17 protein-coding genes and 1 tRNA gene are annotated in these 17206 nt (G+C 66.5%); 13 read left to right on the forward strand and 5 right to left on the reverse strand.

Annotated features, from left to right (window positions below; genetic code table 11):
• Window positions 1-10: 10 nt before the first annotated feature.
• From recO to A5695_RS03660, 3 genes are all read left to right on the forward strand, one after another.
• Entirely contained in the window at window positions 11-811 is an 801-nt protein-coding gene (gene recO / locus A5695_RS03650; protein WP_068078338.1) for a DNA repair protein RecO, read from the forward strand.
• Window positions 804-1697 carry a decaprenyl diphosphate synthase gene (locus tag A5695_RS03655; RefSeq protein ID WP_068078303.1) on the forward strand — a complete coding sequence of 298 codons (894 nt, stop codon included), beginning with the start codon at window positions 804-806 and terminating at the stop codon, window positions 1695-1697. The genes recO and A5695_RS03655 overlap by 8 nt, the downstream gene beginning before the upstream one ends.
• A gap of 170 nt (window positions 1698-1867) precedes the next feature.
• Window positions 1868-2296, forward strand: coding sequence for a hypothetical protein (locus A5695_RS03660; protein WP_068078305.1), 429 nt, complete (start codon window positions 1868-1870; stop codon window positions 2294-2296).
• A 4-nt stretch (window positions 2297-2300) separates the two neighbouring features.
• On the opposite strand, the gene A5695_RS03665 is transcribed toward A5695_RS03660, so the two are convergent.
• From A5695_RS03665 to A5695_RS03675, 3 genes are all read right to left on the reverse strand, one after another.
• Entirely contained in the window at window positions 2301-3302 is a 1002-nt protein-coding gene (locus tag A5695_RS03665) for an alpha/beta fold hydrolase (protein ID WP_068078339.1), read from the reverse strand.
• A 138-nt stretch (window positions 3303-3440) separates the two neighbouring features.
• Window positions 3441-3833, reverse strand: a complete 393-nt coding sequence (locus A5695_RS03670) for a Fur family transcriptional regulator (protein WP_068078312.1) — start codon at window positions 3831-3833, stop codon at window positions 3441-3443.
• Entirely contained in the window at window positions 3830-4234 is a 405-nt protein-coding gene (locus tag A5695_RS03675) for a helix-turn-helix transcriptional regulator (protein ID WP_082945834.1), read from the reverse strand. The genes A5695_RS03670 and A5695_RS03675 overlap by 4 nt, the downstream gene beginning before the upstream one ends.
• A 191-nt stretch (window positions 4235-4425) precedes the next feature.
• Here A5695_RS03675 and A5695_RS03680 point away from each other — a divergent pair, with 191 nt between their 5' ends.
• The 3 genes from A5695_RS03680 to A5695_RS03690 all read left to right on the forward strand — a co-directional run bounded on the left by A5695_RS03680 (window position 4426) and on the right by A5695_RS03690 (window position 7781).
• Window positions 4426-5823 carry a glycine--tRNA ligase gene (locus A5695_RS03680; RefSeq protein ID WP_082945835.1) on the forward strand — a complete coding sequence of 466 codons (1398 nt, stop codon included), beginning with the start codon at window positions 4426-4428 and terminating at the stop codon, window positions 5821-5823.
• A 226-nt stretch (window positions 5824-6049) separates the two neighbouring features.
• Complete coding sequence (locus tag A5695_RS03685; protein WP_068078318.1) at window positions 6050-7258, forward strand: PPE family protein; 1209 nt, start codon at window positions 6050-6052, stop codon at window positions 7256-7258.
• Between the two features lie 208 nt (window positions 7259-7466).
• Window positions 7467-7781: a hypothetical protein gene (locus A5695_RS03690; RefSeq protein ID WP_231974705.1), complete on the forward strand. Its 315-nt coding sequence runs from the start codon at window positions 7467-7469 to the stop codon at window positions 7779-7781.
• 23 nt (window positions 7782-7804) lie between these two features.
• On the opposite strand, the gene A5695_RS03695 is transcribed toward A5695_RS03690, so the two are convergent.
• Window positions 7805-9787 carry a TPM domain-containing protein gene (locus A5695_RS03695; protein WP_068078323.1) on the reverse strand — a complete coding sequence of 661 codons (1983 nt, stop codon included), beginning with the start codon at window positions 9785-9787 and terminating at the stop codon, window positions 7805-7807.
• An 89-nt stretch (window positions 9788-9876) separates the two neighbouring features.
• Between A5695_RS03695 and A5695_RS03700 the strand changes: the two genes are divergently transcribed.
• Genes A5695_RS03700 through dnaG form a run of 3 tightly spaced genes read left to right on the forward strand, consistent with a single transcriptional unit; the run spans window position 9877 to window position 13820 of the window.
• Entirely contained in the window at window positions 9877-11142 is a 1266-nt protein-coding gene (locus A5695_RS03700) for a deoxyguanosinetriphosphate triphosphohydrolase (protein WP_068078324.1), read from the forward strand.
• Between the two features lie 53 nt (window positions 11143-11195).
• Window positions 11196-11804 carry a superoxide dismutase family protein gene (locus A5695_RS03705; protein ID WP_082945836.1) on the forward strand — a complete coding sequence of 203 codons (609 nt, stop codon included), beginning with the start codon at window positions 11196-11198 and terminating at the stop codon, window positions 11802-11804.
• A 30-nt stretch (window positions 11805-11834) separates the two neighbouring features.
• Window positions 11835-13820 carry a DNA primase gene (dnaG, locus tag A5695_RS03710; RefSeq protein WP_068078325.1) on the forward strand — a complete coding sequence of 662 codons (1986 nt, stop codon included), beginning with the start codon at window positions 11835-11837 and terminating at the stop codon, window positions 13818-13820.
• Here dnaG and A5695_RS03715 read toward each other — a convergent pair.
• Window positions 13795-14073, reverse strand: a complete 279-nt coding sequence (locus tag A5695_RS03715) for a hypothetical protein (protein ID WP_068078328.1) — start codon at window positions 14071-14073, stop codon at window positions 13795-13797. The two genes, dnaG and A5695_RS03715, sit on opposite strands and share 26 nt — an antisense overlap.
• Before the next feature lie 129 nt (window positions 14074-14202).
• On the opposite strand from A5695_RS03715, the gene A5695_RS03720 reads away from it, so the two are divergent.
• The 4 genes from A5695_RS03720 to A5695_RS29390 all read left to right on the forward strand — a co-directional run bounded on the left by A5695_RS03720 (window position 14203) and on the right by A5695_RS29390 (window position 17016).
• Window positions 14203-14275 (forward strand) — tRNA-Asn (locus tag A5695_RS03720).
• A 528-nt stretch (window positions 14276-14803) separates the two neighbouring features.
• Window positions 14804-14986, forward strand: a complete 183-nt coding sequence (locus A5695_RS03725) for a helix-turn-helix domain-containing protein (protein ID WP_156749445.1) — start codon at window positions 14804-14806, stop codon at window positions 14984-14986.
• Window positions 14983-16017, forward strand: a complete 1035-nt coding sequence (locus A5695_RS03730) for a phage antirepressor KilAC domain-containing protein (RefSeq protein ID WP_082945837.1) — start codon at window positions 14983-14985, stop codon at window positions 16015-16017. The genes A5695_RS03725 and A5695_RS03730 overlap by 4 nt, the downstream gene beginning before the upstream one ends.
• Window positions 16018-16122: 105 nt before the next feature.
• Window positions 16123-17016, forward strand: a complete 894-nt coding sequence (locus A5695_RS29390) for a hypothetical protein (RefSeq protein ID WP_231974706.1) — start codon at window positions 16123-16125, stop codon at window positions 17014-17016.
• The last annotated feature ends 190 nt before the right edge of the window (window positions 17017-17206 follow it).

Below are 17206 nucleotides of genomic sequence, written 5' to 3' on the forward strand. Positions count from 1 at the left end.
AACTATGCTGATGCGGCTGTATCGAGACCGGGCTGTGGTTTTGCGCCAGCACAAGCTCGGCGAAGCCGACCGGATCGTCACCTTGCTCACCCGCGATCACGGCTTGGTTCGCGCGGTGGCGAAGGGCGTTCGTCGCACCCGCAGCAAATTCGGCGCACGGCTGGAGCCGTTCGCGCACATCGACGCGCAACTGCATCCCGGCCGCAATCTCGACATCGTCACCCAGGTGGTCTCAATCGACGCGTTCGCCACCGACATCGTCAGCGACTACGGCCGCTACACCTGTGGGTGCGCGATGCTGGAAACCGCCGAACGCCTCGCCGGTGAGGAGCGGGCCCCCGCCCCGGCCCTGCACCGGCTCACGGTGAGCGCGCTGCGGGCGGTGGCCGACGGCCGCCGGTCCCGGGACCTGTTACTGGACGCCTACCTGCTGCGCGCCATGGGCATCGCCGGATGGGCTCCTGCGCTCACCGAATGCGCGCGGTGCGCCACACCGGGGCCGCACCGGGCGTTTCATGTCGGCGCCGGGGGCAGCGTCTGCCCGCACTGCCGTCCGGCCGGTTCGACGACGCCGCCGCCGGGCGTGCTGGACCTGATGAGCGCGCTGCACGACGGTGATTGGGAGTTCGCCGAAAACGCCACGCAATCGCATCGCAGTTACGTCAGCGGGCTGGTGGCCGCGCACCTGCAATGGCACCTGGAGCGGCAGCTCAAAACGTTGCCATTGGTGGAACGCACGTATCACGTCGACCGCACCATCGCCGAGCGACGCGCAGCAGCGCTGATCGAGCAGGATTTGGACTGTGGCTAGCAGGGCCCAGCGCAAGTCGGCGTCCGCCGTCTTTCCGCAGCTGCCTCCCGCGCCCGACGACTATCCGGTCTTCCCCGAAAGGTCGACTTGGCCGGTGGTGTTCCCCGAGCTGCCGCCGGCTCCAGGCGGCGGCCCGAGCCGGCCGCCACAGCACATCTCGAAAGCGGCAGCGCCCCGAATCCCGGCCGATCGATTGCCCAACCATGTGGCGATCGTGATGGACGGCAACGGCCGCTGGGCCACCCAACGCGGCTTGACCCGTACCGACGGTCACAAGGCGGGTGAAGCGGTCGTCATTGACATCGTCTGTGGTGCAATCGAAATCGGGATCAAGTGGCTCAGCCTCTACGCCTTTTCAACCGAAAACTGGAAGCGTTCGCCCGAGGAGGTCCGCTTCCTCATGGGCTTCAACCGCGACGTGGTGCGCATGCGCCGCGTGAACCTCAAGACCATCGGGGTCAAGATCCGCTGGGTGGGGTCGCGTCCGCGGCTGTGGCGCAGCGTCATCAATGAATTGGCGATCGCGGAAGAGATGACCAAGGACAACGACGTCATCACCGTCAACTACTGCGTCAACTACGGAGGCCGCGCCGAAATCGCAGAAGCCACAAAAGAAATCGCACGCCTGGCGGCCGCCGGCCGGCTGAACCCGGAGCGCATCACCGAGGCGACGCTGGCGCAGCACCTCCAGCGACCCGACATCCCCGACGTCGACCTTTTCCTGCGAAGTTCGGGGGAGCAGCGGTCCAGCAATTTCATGTTGTGGCAGGCCGCCTATGCCGAATACATCTTCCAGGACAAACTGTGGCCCGACTACGACCGCCGCGACCTGTGGGCGGCGTGTGAAGAATACGCTTCTCGCAACAGAAGATTCGGGAGCGCATAGTGGGGACCGGAAGCGCGGCGGAGCCGGGCGCACCGGGTCCTCACGAGGAGGATGCCGTGGGGACCGAAAGCGCGGCGGAGCCGGGCGCAACGGGTCCTCACCGGGAGGATGCCGTGGGGACCGGAAGCGCGGCGGAGCCGGGCGCAACGGGTCCTCACCGGGAGGATCAGATGCCATCACTGCAGGAACGCCTGGCGTCGGTGCTCGGCGAAGTTCTTCCGGTCGAGGAGGAAACCGACGGGGCGCTGACCGTGCGCCATGGGGGGACCATCGCCTCATTGCGGGTAGTGAACATCGCCGACGACCTCGACCTGGTGTCGCTGACCCAGGTCGTGGCCTGGGATCTGCCGCTCACCAAGAAGGTCAGCGATCAGGTCGTCAAGCAGGCCCGCGAGAGCAACTTCGGCAGTGTCACGCTCGTCGAGAAGATCAATGAGGAAGCCGTGCAGCGTAATTCGGGCAAGGGCACGGCCAAGATTGGCGACGTGATGCTGCGCTATAACTTTCCCGGCGGCGGCCTGACCGATGACGCCCTGCGCACTCTGGTTCTGCTGGTGCTGGATTCGGGCGCCGGGATACGCCGCACGTTGACGGGTTAGTGCTTTAGGACACCGCCGATTCGATCAGCGCGACGGCTAGCGGTCCCCGGGCGTCGTGCTCGACGCGGTTCTGCAGCAACGAGCGTAGGCGGTTTTGGTCGTGCTGAGCCGGTCGAGTCGAGTCGATGAACCGCTCGACGACCTCGACGAAGCGATCCGGGTCGTCTTTGAACGGCATGTGCCCTGAGTTTTCGAATATCTCCAAGCGTGATCCGGGCACCGCCTCATGCGCTATCCGGGCATGGTGCACCGGGATCACCAGGTCGTCCTCGCCCCAAATCAGTTGCACCGGAATGGGTTGCGCGAGGTAGCTTCGGTCCAGCATTGTGACGAATTGGCCGCGCCCGTCCACCACAGACCGCAAGGTGCGCGCGAACGCAGACAACGCGCGGGGGTCCCGGAAGCCCTCGAGCAGATTCACCACATCGGCGACATCGTGCCCGAGGTGGGTTGGGCGTAGCACGGTAGCCATGGCCCGCCCGAAGAATCGGATCGCAGGCATCACGCCCGGCATGCGCAGCATGCCCAGGGCCTCGCTGCCCAACGGCATCGCCGCCAATCGCAGGGCAACGCTTACATCCTGGGCGACACCACCGCTGCTGACCAGCACGATGCGCTCGACCAGCTCGGGGTATTGATAGGCGAATTGCATTGCGACACCGCCGCCGAACGAGTGGCCGACCAGGGTGACGCGGTCAATGTCAAGCGCGGCAAGCAGGTCGCGCATGCCGTTCGCGAATGCCGCCAATGAGTAGTCGGCGCGGGGTTTGTCCGATTCCCCGTGGCCCAGCAGGTCCGGCGCGATCACCGTAAACCGTTGCGCAAGTTTGGCGTGTACGGGTTCCCATGCCGTGGACTTGTCGCCTACGCCGTGGATCAGGAGCAGCGCCGGTCCCGACCCGGCGACCCGGAAGGCGCGTCGGTGGCCATGGATGGTGCGAAATTGCAGTGACGGAGCCTCGACATCGCGCACGGGCCGCAGATGGGCCGAAGAATGGTTCCGCATGGTGCTCACTTCCCTGGAGTTCTTGCTTGTCTCGGCCCGTGGGCCACTCATGGGGTAGGAGCACGCGGGGGGCGCGTGCCGGACACTTTTTCGGAGAATTTTTTTCAGCCGTGCCGCGCCCGCCCGGCTCGGGTCAACCTAGGACCCGCACTGTGAACACGTACCGAAGATCTCAATGGTGTGGCTGACGTCGGAGTAGCCGTGCTTGGCGGCGACTTGCGCCGCCCACTCCTCGACCTCGTGGTCGCCGACTTCAATGGCGGAACCACAGCTGCGACAGACCAGATGGTGATGGTGGTGCTCGGAACACCTGCGGTAGACCGACTCGCCGGTGTCGGTCCGCAGCGTGTCGACCATTCCCGCCGCCGCCATGGATTGCAGTGTCCGGTAGACCGTGGTCAGCCCGATGTTCTCGCCGCGGCGGCGCAGCTCGTCGTGCAATTCCTGCGCCGAGCGGAAGTCGTCGAGCGTCTCCATCAGCGTCGATATCGCCGCGCGCTGCCGGGTCGACCGGACACTGGCGCCCGTCAAAGCGTGTCCTCGCTCGCGTGGGCGACCGCGTCCACCACGATGTGCGCCAAGTGGTGGTCGGCAAGCCGGTACAACACCTCGCGGCCGGAGCGTTCGCCCGCGACGACGCCGGCGGCCTTGAGAATCTTCAAGTGCTGGCTCACCAGCGGCTGCGGCACGCCGAGCGCGTCGACCAGCTCGTGCACGCAGCGGTGGGATTCGCGCAGCTGCAGCACGATGGCGATCCGCACGGGTGCGGCCAGCGCGCGCAGCAGCTCACCGGCGGCATCGAGGATCTCCCGCGGCGGCGGCACCGGGTAATCGGTCAGGGCGCCGGACCTGGTTCCGCCGTGCTCGTGGGCAACCACGCTGATGTCATCAGCGGTGGTCGGCATCGACGGCGGGGAGGGGGACATCGCCATGGGAGAGAGTCATCACCTCGGAAAGTGCCAGGTTGTGGGGGGATCCGCCGGAAGGTCTCGCGGGCGGCCGACTTCCACTGTCACATGCGTGATGACGCATGTCAAAGACCGCGGCGCCGATCGTTACCATGACTGATGCTCTGCGTGCGGCGGTCGATCGCTGCGCGTGACCGATCAAACCCGGAAAGGGAGTGCACCACGCCGTGGCGTCCGTCATCGACACCGTAGTCAACCTGGCCAAACGGCGCGGCTTCGTCTTTCCCTCGGGTGAGATCTACGGCGGCACCCGCTCGGCGTGGGACTACGGCCCGCTGGGAGTGGAACTCAAGGAGAACATCAAACGGCAGTGGTGGCGGTCGGTGGTCACCGGCCGCGATGACGTCGTGGGGATCGATTCCTCGATCATCCTGCCGCGACAGGTTTGGGTCGCGTCCGGCCACGTCGAGGTCTTCCATGACCCGCTGGTCGAGTGCCTGAATTGCCACCACCGGCATCGTCAGGACCATATGCAGGAGGCATACGCGGCCAAGAAGGGGATCGACGACCCCGACACGGTGCCGATGACCGAGATCGTCTGCCCGGATTGCGGCACCAAGGGGCAGTGGACGGAGCCGCGCGAGTTCAACATGATGCTGAAAACCCACCTCGGGCCGATCGAGACCGAGGAGGGGCTGCACTATCTGCGTCCGGAGACCGCGCAGGGCATCTTCGTCAACTTCGGTAATGTCGTAACCACAGCCCGTAAGAAGCCACCGTTCGGTATCGGCCAGATCGGCAAGAGCTTTCGCAACGAGATCACGCCGGGCAACTTCATATTCCGAACTCGCGAATTCGAGCAAATGGAAATGGAGTTCTTTGTGGAGCCTTCTACCGCGAAGGAATGGCACCAGTATTGGATCGACACCCGGCTGCAATGGTATGTCGATCTGGGTATCGACCCGGAGAATCTGCGACTGTTCGAGCACCCGGCCGAGAAGCTTTCGCATTATTCCGATCGCACCGTCGACATCGAGTACAAGTTCGGGTTCGCCGGTAACCCCTGGGGCGAGCTGGAAGGCGTCGCCAATCGCACCGATTTCGACTTATCAACGCACGCAAAGCATTCCGGTGCCGACCTGACCTACTACGACCAAGTCACCGACACGCGCTACACCCCGTATGTCATCGAACCGGCCGCCGGCCTGACGCGATCCTTCATGGCGTTTCTGATCGATGCCTACACCGAGGACCAGGCCCCGAACGCCAAGGGCGTCATGGAGAAGCGCACGCTGCTCCGGCTCGACCCGCGGCTGGCCCCGGTCAAAGCCGCGGTGCTGCCGCTGTCCCGGCACGCCGACTTGAGCCCGAAGGCGCGGGATCTAGCGGCCGAATTGCGGACCTGCTGGAACATCGATTTCGACGACGCAGGCGCCATCGGCCGCCGCTACCGGCGTCAGGACGAGGTGGGGACGCCGTTCTGCGTGACCGTGGATTTCGATTCCCTCGAAGACAACGCCGTCACCGTGCGCCAGCGCGACGACATGACTCAACAGCGCGTCCCGATGAACGCCGTGGCCGACTACCTGGCCGCACGGCTCAAGGGCTGCTGACCAGCGACGACGCCACGCTCGTTGCCGTTTTCAGGACACCTGTCCGGTTAGTCGGCGCGGTCGCCACGCCGAGGTATTAAACGTTTGATAAAAAGCCGCTTCTGGGTAGTCGATTGGCTTAGGCTCTTAAGCGAATGTTGCTCACGTGTCCAGTCGGCATGGGTGGGTGTCGGGTTGGTATGCGTGAAGTAGGTGCCGTTGACTCGGTCGGTGGGTTGGGGATGTCGTGATTCCAGCTTTTCTTTTCTTCCCCCCCGAGATCAACTCTGCGCTGATGTATGGCGGCGCGGGTCCCGGCCCATTGTTGACAGCGGCGGCGGCCTGGGAGGCACTGGCGGCGGACTTGGCGTCCGCGGCGGCGTCGTTTGAGTCGGTCGTGACGGGAGTGGCCTCCGGTCCCTGGACCGGTCCGTCTTCGGCGGCGATGTTGGCGGCGTCGACGCCTTACCTGCAGTGGCTGATCTCGGCGGCGGGGCAAGCCGAGATGGCCGCCGCCCAGGCGTCCGCGGCGGCCGCGGCCTACGAGGCGGCATTCATGGCGACGGTGCCCACCCCGGCGGTCCTGGCGAACCGCATCCGGTTGCTCGCCCTGATCGCGACGAACTTCTTCGGCCAGAACACCCCGGCGATCGCGATGACCGAAATCGAGTACATGGAGATGTGGGCCCAGGATGTGGCCGCCATGGTGGGCTATCACATCGGGGCGCAGACAGTGGCGGCCACGCTGCCGGCGTTCAGCGTCCCCCCGTCACTCCTGAGCGGATTGGCGAGCCTAGTGACGGCGCCGCTGAGCTTCGTGTCCCAGGCCTTCGGGGCCTTCTCGTCGGTGGGCACCGCATTCGTGTCAGAGCTGCAGTCCGTGCTGGGGGCGTTCTTCCCCGGCCTGTCGTCGGTCACGTCGTTGCTGTCGACGATGCCGGTGACGACGATGACCGCCCTGGCGCCGATCGGGATGTACCCGGCGAGCGCGCTGATGTCTCCGATGATGGTGCTGGCCCACAGCGCCGGCCCCGTCGCACCCGACGCGGCCGGCGTCACCACGGTGGCTGCGGAAGTCCCGCACACCGCCGTGGGCGGTGCCCAAGGGCTGCAATCGGCCGGCGGGCTGGGCGTGGCGACCGCCGGGCTGGGCACCGCACGGTTCGTCGGGTCGATCACCGTCCCACCGACCTGGGAGGGGTCGATGCCGGTGCCGGCGGTCCTGACCAGCCTCGCCGTGCCGGCGCTGGGCACCCAATTGCCGACGCCGATGGCGACCGGGGGATCGTCGTCCGCGCCGTCCGCGGCCGCAGGTTCTTCGCCGGCCGTGGCGATGGCAGTCGACGACCGGGGCGCCGACGACAACAAGACCGACAAGAGAGGGCGCCGCGGCGGCGAGAACCCACACGTGGTGCAGTCGCGGCCCAAGGTGGTGCCGCGCACGAAGGGGGGATAGGGCGGCGCGGCAAGGGGTGTGATTTCTGCCAGCGCCGCGTTCATCCCGTCGGCACCCTCCCAGGCTCGGCCCGGGACCTGGGCGTACGCTGCGAATAAGCAAATCCACGGTTTTCCAAATTTTGCCTCGGGTTTGGCTTACGATGTGCCTGCTTGGTGTTATTGGGTTCGGCCACAGCCTCCGACAAACGGCTGTGGAAGGGGGCAACATGCTTTTGCCTCTTGGTCCGCCGCTACCAGATGACTCGGTCTCGGCGGTTCGGGGTGAGTCGGGGATGCTCGGTGGCCTGTCGGTTCCGCTCAATTGGGGCGTGGCCGTGCCTCCGGATGACTACGACCACTGGGCGCCGAAGCCGGATGTGAGCGTCGACGCCGGCGACACGGTGGCCGACGTCGCGGCCCCTGCCGTGGTCACCGAAGCCAATCAGTGGAACGACTGGCAGCGGTGGGAAGGCGAGACCGAACCCCACTTCGAAATCCCACGCACCGGCGGTGTGATACCGCATTCGCCGGCCGCCGGCTGACGTTCTGGCCTCACGCGAGCGGCTCAGAATCGGCCGCCGCCACCCATGAAGCCGCCCCGGAACGAACCTCCCGACGACCCGCCGAATGACGTCGGACTCCAGCCGCCGAACCCGCCCCGCATCCCTCCACTGAGCACATTGCCGATGATGATGCCGCCCAGCATCGCGCCCATGTCGCTGCCGCCGCCACGGGTGAAGGCGCGCTGAGCCGCTTGCACGTCTGCATTGGCCAACGCCTGCGCTTGGGCGGCCAGTGCCGACGCCGCGTTGGCGTGCGAGATCGCTTCGGTCGGGTTGGTTGCCCGCTTGTCCCGCGCTGCCTGCAGGTGCCGCTGACCTTCGGCGAGCCGGGTCCGGGCCTCTGGGCCGATGCTGCCGCGTCGGGTGTCGATGTAGTCGGAGACCGCCCGTACCCGGGACTCGGCGGTGAACAACGCCTGCTCCAAGGACCGGTTGAGCCGCTCCGCGGCGGCCTGCTCCTCGGCCAGGGCTACCAGTAGACCGTTGAGGTCGGCGTCAGCCTTGGCCAACTGGGCGAACGCGCCCAGTGGGTCGGTGGACCCTCCGGCGCGCGCGGCGTCGACCGCCCGGGCGGCCGCGTCGCGCGCCGCGACCAGGTCACCGGTGTGCTCGGGCTGCGCTTTTTGCAGTAGCTCGTTGGCGCGCTTGATGTCCGCCTGGATGTCGGTCATGGTCGACGGCAGCCGATCGATGGCGTGTCGGATGTCGTTGGCCGCGTTGTCCACCGAGTCGAGCAGCGCCCGGGCCTGCCCGAGCGCGGACTCGGCGGCACGGATGGCATCCACCAACCCGGCCTGCCGGCCGCTGACGGCTTCGGCGGCTAAATCCCGGGCGGTGCTGATGTTGCGGTCGGCGAATGCAAGCCGCTCCTTGGCCGCTGTGACGTTGCCGGACACCGAAGTCAGTGCGGCAGCGTCGAATTGGTCATGCAAGTCGGCCAGCCGCTGTTCTGAAGGGTCGATGCGGGTGGTGAGCTCAACGTATTGCTGGGTGAGCCCGTCGAGCCGCGACGATGCGTTGATCACCAGATCGCGCAGGCTTTCGAACGACTCGGCCTGGGACTCCAGTTCGCGGTCGGCGCGCGCCGCCGACACGACTACCCGGGTGAGCAGCTCGCGGCGCTGCCCGGGCGTTTCGGGCGTGCTGTCGTCGAGCTGCTGACGGACCGTGAACGCTTGCGACAGAGCGGCTTTGGCGTTATCCAATGCTTTGCTGAACGGCTGGGTCCGGTCCGCCCCGAACTCGGCGATCGCCAGGTCGAGTTCATTGGAGCTGGTTCGAACGGCGTTGTCGACGTCCACCACCAGCTCGCGGGACAGGTCGTCGAGGGCTTGCAGCGGCACCGCGGCCAGCGCTTGGGAGTCGGTGGGATCGACCCGCCGGGCCGCGACCAATTGGGCCGCGCGCCGTCGACGACCGCGGTAGCGCATGACCAACAACAAGGCCGCCAGTGCGACGAGGATGGCGGCCAGCGTGATCACCAGGACCACCCGCCCCGACGAGCCCGGCGACACGTTGAGCCCGTTTGCCGCCGCGACCGCTGCGCCGCTCCAGTCGCCGTTGTGCAGCGCGGGTTCGATTTTGTTGTGCCGCAGGTCATCGACCTGGCGTGCGGTGACGTTCTTGACGGTCGACGGCACTAGAAACGCGTATGCCCGGCCGGTGGTCGCGACGGCAAGCACGGCGTCGTAGTCGCCCAGATCGCTGGAACGCATTGTGTCCTGTGCCCAGTTCGCCGCGCTCTGGCCGGAGAAGTCGTCGACGTAGACCACCCACAGCCGGATGTGGCTACCCGTGTACAGCCTGTCCACCGCCGACGTCACCGCGGCGCGCTCGGAGTCCGACAGGGCGCCCGCGTTGTCGGTGACGTAACCCGCCAGTCGGAAGGGTGGTTGCGCGCCGGCAGCGGGGGCCACGAGCAGGCCGCCGCCCATACCGATCGCCAGGATCGTCGCGATCACGCCAAGTGGGCGAGCGGTGCGCATGACGCCAATTTAGCCCCGCGACAATGCGGCCAAATAGCGGTGCACGGCAGCGGTCCGTTGCCCGGCGTTCCCTGGCAGACTGTGCGTCGGTGACCACGAATCGGCAAGACCCCTACGACGACTTCGACCGGCAACGGCGGGTATGCGAAGCGCCGAAGACTGCCGGTTTGCCCGGAACGGAAGGCCAGCACCGCACCGATTTCGCCCGGGACCGCGCCCGGGTGTTGCATAGCGCCGCCCTGCGGCGGTTGGCCGACAAGACCCAGGTTGTCGGGCCGCGCGAAGGTGACACACCGCGGACCAGGTTGACCCACTCGCTGGAGGTCGCCCAGATCGGCCGGGGGATGGCGGTGGGCCTGGGCTGCGACCTCGACCTGGTCGAGTTGGCCGGCCTCGCCCATGACATCGGCCATCCGCCCTACGGGCACAATGGCGAGCGCGCCCTCGACGAGGTCGCCGCCAACTACGGCGGCTTCGAGGGAAATGCCCAGAACTTTCGCATCCTGACCAGCCTCGAGCCGAAAGTGCTTGACGAGCAGGGTAATAGCGCTGGGCTGAACCTGACCCGCGCATCCCTGGACGCGGTCACCAAGTATCCGTGGTTCCGTCGTGAACAACGGCGCAAGTTCGGGTTCTACGACGAGGATCGCGAGCCGGCGGCCTGGGTGCGCGCCCGCGCGCCGGAGGGCCGGATGTGCCTGGAAGCGCAGGTGATGGACTGGGCCGACGATATCGCGTATTCGGTGCACGACGTCGAGGACGGCGTCGTCTCCCAGCGCATCGACCTGCGCGTGCTGGCCGACGACGACGAGGCGGCCGCGCTCGCCAAACTGGGCGAGAGCGAGTTCTCCCGGGTCAGCGCCGACGACTTCATGGCCGCCGCGGCGCGGCTCGCGGGACTGCCGGTGGTCGCGGCGGTCGGCAAGTACGACGCCACGCTCGCGGCGTCGGTGGCTCTCAAGCGGCTCACCAGTGAACTGGTCGGCAGATTCGCCTCGGCGGCCATCGCCACCACCCGAGCCGCGGCAGGTCCCGGGCCGCTGGTGCGCTACCGGGCCGACTTGCTGGTGCCCGACCTGGTGCGCGCCGAAGTCGCCCTGCTGAAAATCCTGGCGTTGCAGTTCATCATGTCCGATCCGCGGCATCTGGGTACCCAGGCCCTGCAGCGCGAACGGATCCACCGGGTGGCGCAGTGGCTGCATTCCGGGGCGCCGCAGACGCTCGACCCGGTGTTCGCCGCGGCGTTCACCGCCGCGGCCGACGACCGCGCCCGGCTCCGGGTGATCGTCGACCAGATCGCCTCGTACACCGAGGGTCGGCTGGAACGCATCGACGCCCGCCAGGCCACCGGTTAGCCGCGTGTCATCCCTCGTCGGCGCCGTCGCCACGGCGGACTAGGCTGCCCGGCATGACCAAATTCAGCGGTATCGCCACCCTCGCGGTGGGGCTTCCCGTCGTCGCCATGACCGCCTGCAGCTCACCCCAACATGCGAGCACCCAGCCCGGCACCACCCCTGAAGTCAAGAGCGCCCCGCCGGCGTCGTCGGGCGAGACGACGTCCCCCGCGCCCAACGGCGAATCGCTGAGCGCGCAACTGAAGACGCCGGACGGGCGGTCCGTCGCCACGGCGACGTTCGAGTTCACCGGCGGGTACGTCACCGTCACGGTCAAGACGGTGGCCGGTGGGATCCTGTCACCGGGATTCCACGGCCTGCACATCCACGAAATCGGCAAGTGCGAGCCCAACTCGGTCGCCCCCGCCGGTGGCCCGCCGGGCAACTTCCTGTCCGCCGGCGGCCACTACAACGCGCCCGGTCACACCGGCAAGCCCGAAAGCGGCGACCTGACTTCGCTCGAGGTGCGTTCGGACGGTTCGGCCTACCTGGTCACCACCACCGATTCGTTCACCAGGGACGTCCTGGTGGGCGGCGACGGCAAAGCCCTGATGCTGCACGGCGCCGAAAACACCGACAACGCCATGGACCGGGTGGCGTGCGGCGTGATCGGAACCGGATAGCCGGCCGGCTCGGCGCTCTAGACTGAGCCGATGTCCAGCCCGGCAGGTTCGTGGGGTCACCGCCCGCGCGCGGGGGACGATGACGCCCGGCCGAGGGGCCGGGGCCGCATTCCCGATCGGGACATCGCCGCCATCCGCGAGCGGGTCCGCATCGACGAAGTCATCGGCGACTACGTCCAATTGCGGCGCGCCGGTGCCGATTCCCTCAAGGGACTGTGTCCCTTTCACGACGAGAAGTCGCCGTCGTTCCACGTTCGCCCCAACCACGGACACTTCCACTGCTTCGGCTGCGGCGAAGGCGGCGACGTCTACGCCTTCATCCAGAAGATCGAACACGTCACCTTCGTCGAGGCGGTCGAGCTGCTCGCCGACCGGATCGGCCACACCATCAGCTACACCGGGCCGGCGACCAGCGTGCAGCGCGATCGCGGGAGCCGCAGCCGACTGGTCGCGGCCAACGCGGCCGCGGCGGAGTTCTACGCCGCGGCGCTGGAATCCGACGAGGCGGCGCCGGCCCGCCAGTACCTGACGGAGCGCAATTTCGACGCCGACGCGGCCCACCGCTTCGGTTGCGGATTCGCCCCGTCGGGTTGGGACTCGCTGACAAAACATCTGGTGCGCAAGGGTTTCGAGTTCAAGGAACTTGAAGCGGCCGGCCTCTCGCGGCAGGGCCGCCGAGGCCCGATCGACCGCTTTCACCGCCGGTTGCTGTGGCCCATCCGCACCGCGGCCGGCGAGGTGATCGGGTTCGGCGCCCGCCGATTGTTCGACGACGATCCGATGGAAGCCAAGTACATCAACACGCCCGAGACGCTGCTGTACAAGAAATCGTCGGTGATGTTCGGCATCGATCTGGCCAAACGCGACATCGCCAAGGGACATCAGGCGGTGGTTGTCGAGGGCTACACCGATGTGATGGCCATGCACCTGGCCGGGGTCACCACCGCGGTGGCGTCCTGCGGCACCGCGTTCGGCGACGAGCATCTGGCGATGCTGCGCCGGCTGATGATGGACGACAGTTTCTTCCGCGGCGAGCTGATCTACGTTTTCGACGGTGACGCGGCCGGGCGCGCGGCCGCGCTCAAGGCCTTCGGCGGCGAGCAGAACCTCGCCGGACAATCCTTCGTCGCGGTCGCCCCGGACGGCATGGATCCCTGCGACCTGCGGTTGAGATCCGGCGACGGCGCGCTGCGCGACCTGGTGGCGCGGCGCACACCCTTGTTCGAATTCGCCATCCGCACCGCGATCGCCGAGATGGACCTGGACAGCGCCGAGGGCAGGGTCGCGGCGCTGCGGCGCTGCGTGCCGATGGTGAGCCAGATCAAAGACCCCACGCTGCGCGACGAGTACGCTCGCCAGCTCGCCGGCTGGGTCGGCTGGGACGACGTGCCCCAGGTCATCGACCGGGTGCGCAGCCAGGCCAAGAAGTCGCCGGCCCCGACCCGGGGCTCCGCCCCGAGCGCACCCCGCCGCCCCGCGCAGCAGCCCCGTGCCGCCGCGACGGCCCGGTCCACCGCCCCGCGCCCGGACCCGCGCGACCCCGTCCTGTGGCCGCAGCGCGAGGCGCTCAAGTCGGCGTTGCAGTACCCGGCGTTGGCCGGCCCGGTATTTGACACGCTGACGGTCGAAAGCTTCACCCATCCCGGCTATGCCGCCGTGCGCGCGGCCATCGAGGCCGCCGGCGGAACGTCGAGCGGCGTCACCGGGGGGCAGTGGATCGATGCGGTTCGCCAACGGGCCGGATCGGACCTGACCGCGGGGCTGATCAGCGAGCTGGGTGTCGAGGCCGTCCAGGTGGACGACGAGAGGCTGCCGCGCTACATCGCCGGCGTCCTGGCGCGGTTGCAGGAGGTCTGGATGGGCCGGCAGATCGCCGAGGTGAAGTCCAAGCTGCAGCGCATGTCGCCGATCGACCAGGGCGATGAGTACCACGCGCTGTTCGGCGACCTGGTCGCGATGGAGGCCTACCGGCGCAGCCTGCTGGAGCAGGCTAGCGGCGACGATCTGACGATGTGAGGGCCTCGTCGGCCGGTCGTTCGGCGCCGCGCTCCATAATGGCCGTTTGGTCGTCGATGTCGGCGACGGTCACGAAGCCGGTGTCCGGGGAGATCCGATTCGCGACCTTGCGGCGCCCCCCTTCGATCATCGACTTGGCTACGGGGCTGCTGGTCAGCGCCCGATAGGTGCCGACGATCTGCTCGTAGCGGCGCCGCCCGGCCTTGGAGCCCAGCACGTAACCCAGTCCCAGCACCACGACATACCGGATCAAAAGCGTTCCTCCCGACTATCGACCATTCCATCCTGCCTCACCCGGCCCGGTGCGTGCGCGTCCGATCCGTCCCTGTCCAGTTGGGTGCGGTTATGCCAGTACGCTAGAGTCGTCCCGCGATCGTGTTGATCCCCTGTAGCTCAATTGGCAGAGCGTTCGGCTGTTAACCGATAGGTTCCTGGTTCGAGTCCAGGCGGGGGAGCAAAGTTAACCTGATCTTCGGCTAACGCGACGTACTGGTTAGCGTCATCGGCAATCTCCTCGTCCCCGTCGTCGGATACAGGAGCCTTTACCAGCCGGGGGAGCATCACCACTTCTTCACGCGCTGTAGTCGCAGTGGTGCGCTGGCCTGGCGGTGGCTCGTGCATCGGGCGGCGCCCCGTCATCAGCCATACCAGATCGCAACCGGTTCGCGTGGCGATTTGCCCGCAAACGGCCTCAAAATCGCGCGGCCGGCGGGCCGACAGTTCCCAGTCACGCCATGATTGTGGGCTGATGCCGCAGGCCATGGCCGCTTCCTTGAGGTTCCAGCCCATTGCGTGCCGGACAAGAACAAGCCGTGCATCAAACGCACTGATGTCCGGCACCCAGTGATGCGTGTCTTTGTTCATGTGCCTAACTATGCACAACCGGTACATGTCGCGCAAGTCTAGACATATCGTGCGTCCGACCCGTAATTCGTGATTTACACGGTGTGTCCGTATTGACACGGTTCGTTAACCAGCGCATGATGACTCACGTGCCAGAACTCGTGACACTCACGACAAGTGAGGTAGCAGCAAGATTCCGGGTCGACAGCTCCGCAGTCCGCAGATGGGTCAAAGACGGCAAGCTCATTCCGGCCATCAAAACCCCCGGCGGTCACTACCGATTCAACGCCGAAGACATCGAAGCGTTCGAGCGGTCAGCATGAGCACGCTACGCCCGAAGGGTGAGTTGCGGGAGTTCCTAAGGGATGCGGAAGAGATCGGCTGGAAGTTCGACGGCTATGACGGCAACGGCCATGCGAGGCTCTACCACCCCGGCAGCGGTAACCGTTATTCAGTGGCGGCTACAGCGTCTGATTGGCGATCACGAAAGAACTCGCTAGCTGATCTAAAACGGCTCGCCCACGCCGAAGACCCTGCGGCAGTCGAGTTGTTCACATTCTCAAACGACGACGAGCAGCACCCCGTGCGCGTGATTGTCGATTCACCAGTCGGTGAACCGGTCTGGATCGGACGAGATGTCTGTGACGTGGTTGGCATCTCGAAATACCGCGATGCACTCGCCCAACTCGACGGCGATGAAAGGGTGTCCGTAGCCGTGGACACCCCTGGCGGCCGGCAGCAAGCAACTGCTGTTACTGAGGCAGGGGTTTGGTCGCTGCTCCTGATCAGCCGGTCACCGAAGGTGAAGCCGTTTAAGCGTTGGCTGACCCACAAGGTTCTGCCGCAGATCCGCCGTACAGGTCAGTTTGTTCCAGAGCCTGAGCTTCCCGCCATGCCCACGCACTCAGAGGCATTGCGGGGATGGGCAGACGAACTTGAACGTCGGCAAGCCGCTGAGGCTGAGCGGGACATGGCATTGGAGTGGGCTGCCGAACTTGAACCCACTGCAGCGGCGTGGACGCAGCTCGCCGAGTCATCCGGTGACTATGAGGTGGCCGACGCAGCCAAAGTGCTATCCCGAGACCCGAAGATCAGCATCGGCCGGGACAGGCTGTTCCGGTTCATGTGCAGCGAAGGTTGGATTTATCGCGGCTCGTCTGGTCGGTGGCGGATCTATCAAGCCCAAGTCGATAACGGACGCCTCGTTGAGAAGGTTGGGAAGCCGTTTTGGCATGAGGGCCGCGGAGAGATGGTCGTGCCAGACCCCACTGTTCGGATAACTCCGAAGGGGTTGGCGGAGTTGCATAAACGGCTTGGCGGGACGGCTCAGCAGGCATTGGTGGTTGCGTCATGAACGGCGGTATCCAGAGGTTTGAGCCGTACGGTCCTCCCCGGACTTCAATGGCCGCTGCGGTCCGTGATCTGGATGTGACGGTCGCTAGCGAGACCGCGTTGCGCCGTGAAAATCACCGTCTTCGTGCTGAGAAGGCGGAGGCGCTTTGTGCGGCCGAGGCCGAGCGTGCGGAATCCGCTCGGCTTCGTGCTCAAAACCTTGAACTGTCACAGCAATTGGAATGGGAGAAGAGTCATGTTGGATCTTGATCGGATTACGCATCCGCTGCGGTTGGCGGCGGGGTCGCATCAGCCTGGGAGCGGCAAAGGGTGCGCGATGAATGTGATCTCGTATATCAACGGGGATAAGAAGATCACCGACTACCCGGAATGTTCGGCTCGGCCGTTGGCGCGGATGGTGCAGGCGCTCAACGACCGGCTGGCCGGTCCTGATGGGTTCCTGTCGCCGGAGAACAGCGTCATCGTCTTGGATTTGGGCTGGAAGACAGTGGGGACGGCTGGTACGCCGCGCGCGGTGGTGTGGCGCTGGTTGGCTGACCTTCTCGTCGATGCTGAGCATGGCGTGGTGCGGTACGCGCGCCCGGACGGTGCTGTTGCTATTCGGCGTGTGGCGGCGCTGTGTGTTTGGGAGTCTCGTGGTGAGTGTGTTCCGAGCGCCGAGTGGAACGAGGCGCGCGCAGCCGCATACGCAGCCGCAGCCGCAGCCGCAGACGCATACGCAGCCGCAGCCGCATACGCAGCCGCAGACGCAGCCGCATACGCAGCCGCATACGCATACGCAGCCGCATACGCAGCCGCATACGCAGCCGCAGACGCAGCCGCATACGCATACGCAGCCGCATACGCAGCCGCAGCCGCATACGCAGCCGCAGCCGCAGCCGCACGGATCGAATACACCACCTGGGCTATCACGCGCTGGCGCGAGCTTGCAGGACTCGACGACGACACCGCCATTGACGCTGCCGCGGTCGACGCCGCGCTCGCACGCATCGAAGGTTGATTCCAGTGAGGATCTGTCGTCCAGTTTCCGCCCTGGTGGGTTTGGCTGTGGAGGCGATTGAGGCAGTCGCGTTCATGTTCGACTTCTCCGACCCGGCGGACAAACTGTATGCGGATGCGTTGGCGGAGAAGGAAGCCCAGGAAGAAGCATCCGAGCCGAGCGAGCATCTGTACGACTGCGTGATGGCGTC

Source organism: Mycobacterium sp. E1747 (assembly GCF_001667775.1).
Lineage (GTDB): Bacteria > Actinomycetota > Actinomycetes > Mycobacteriales > Mycobacteriaceae > Mycobacterium.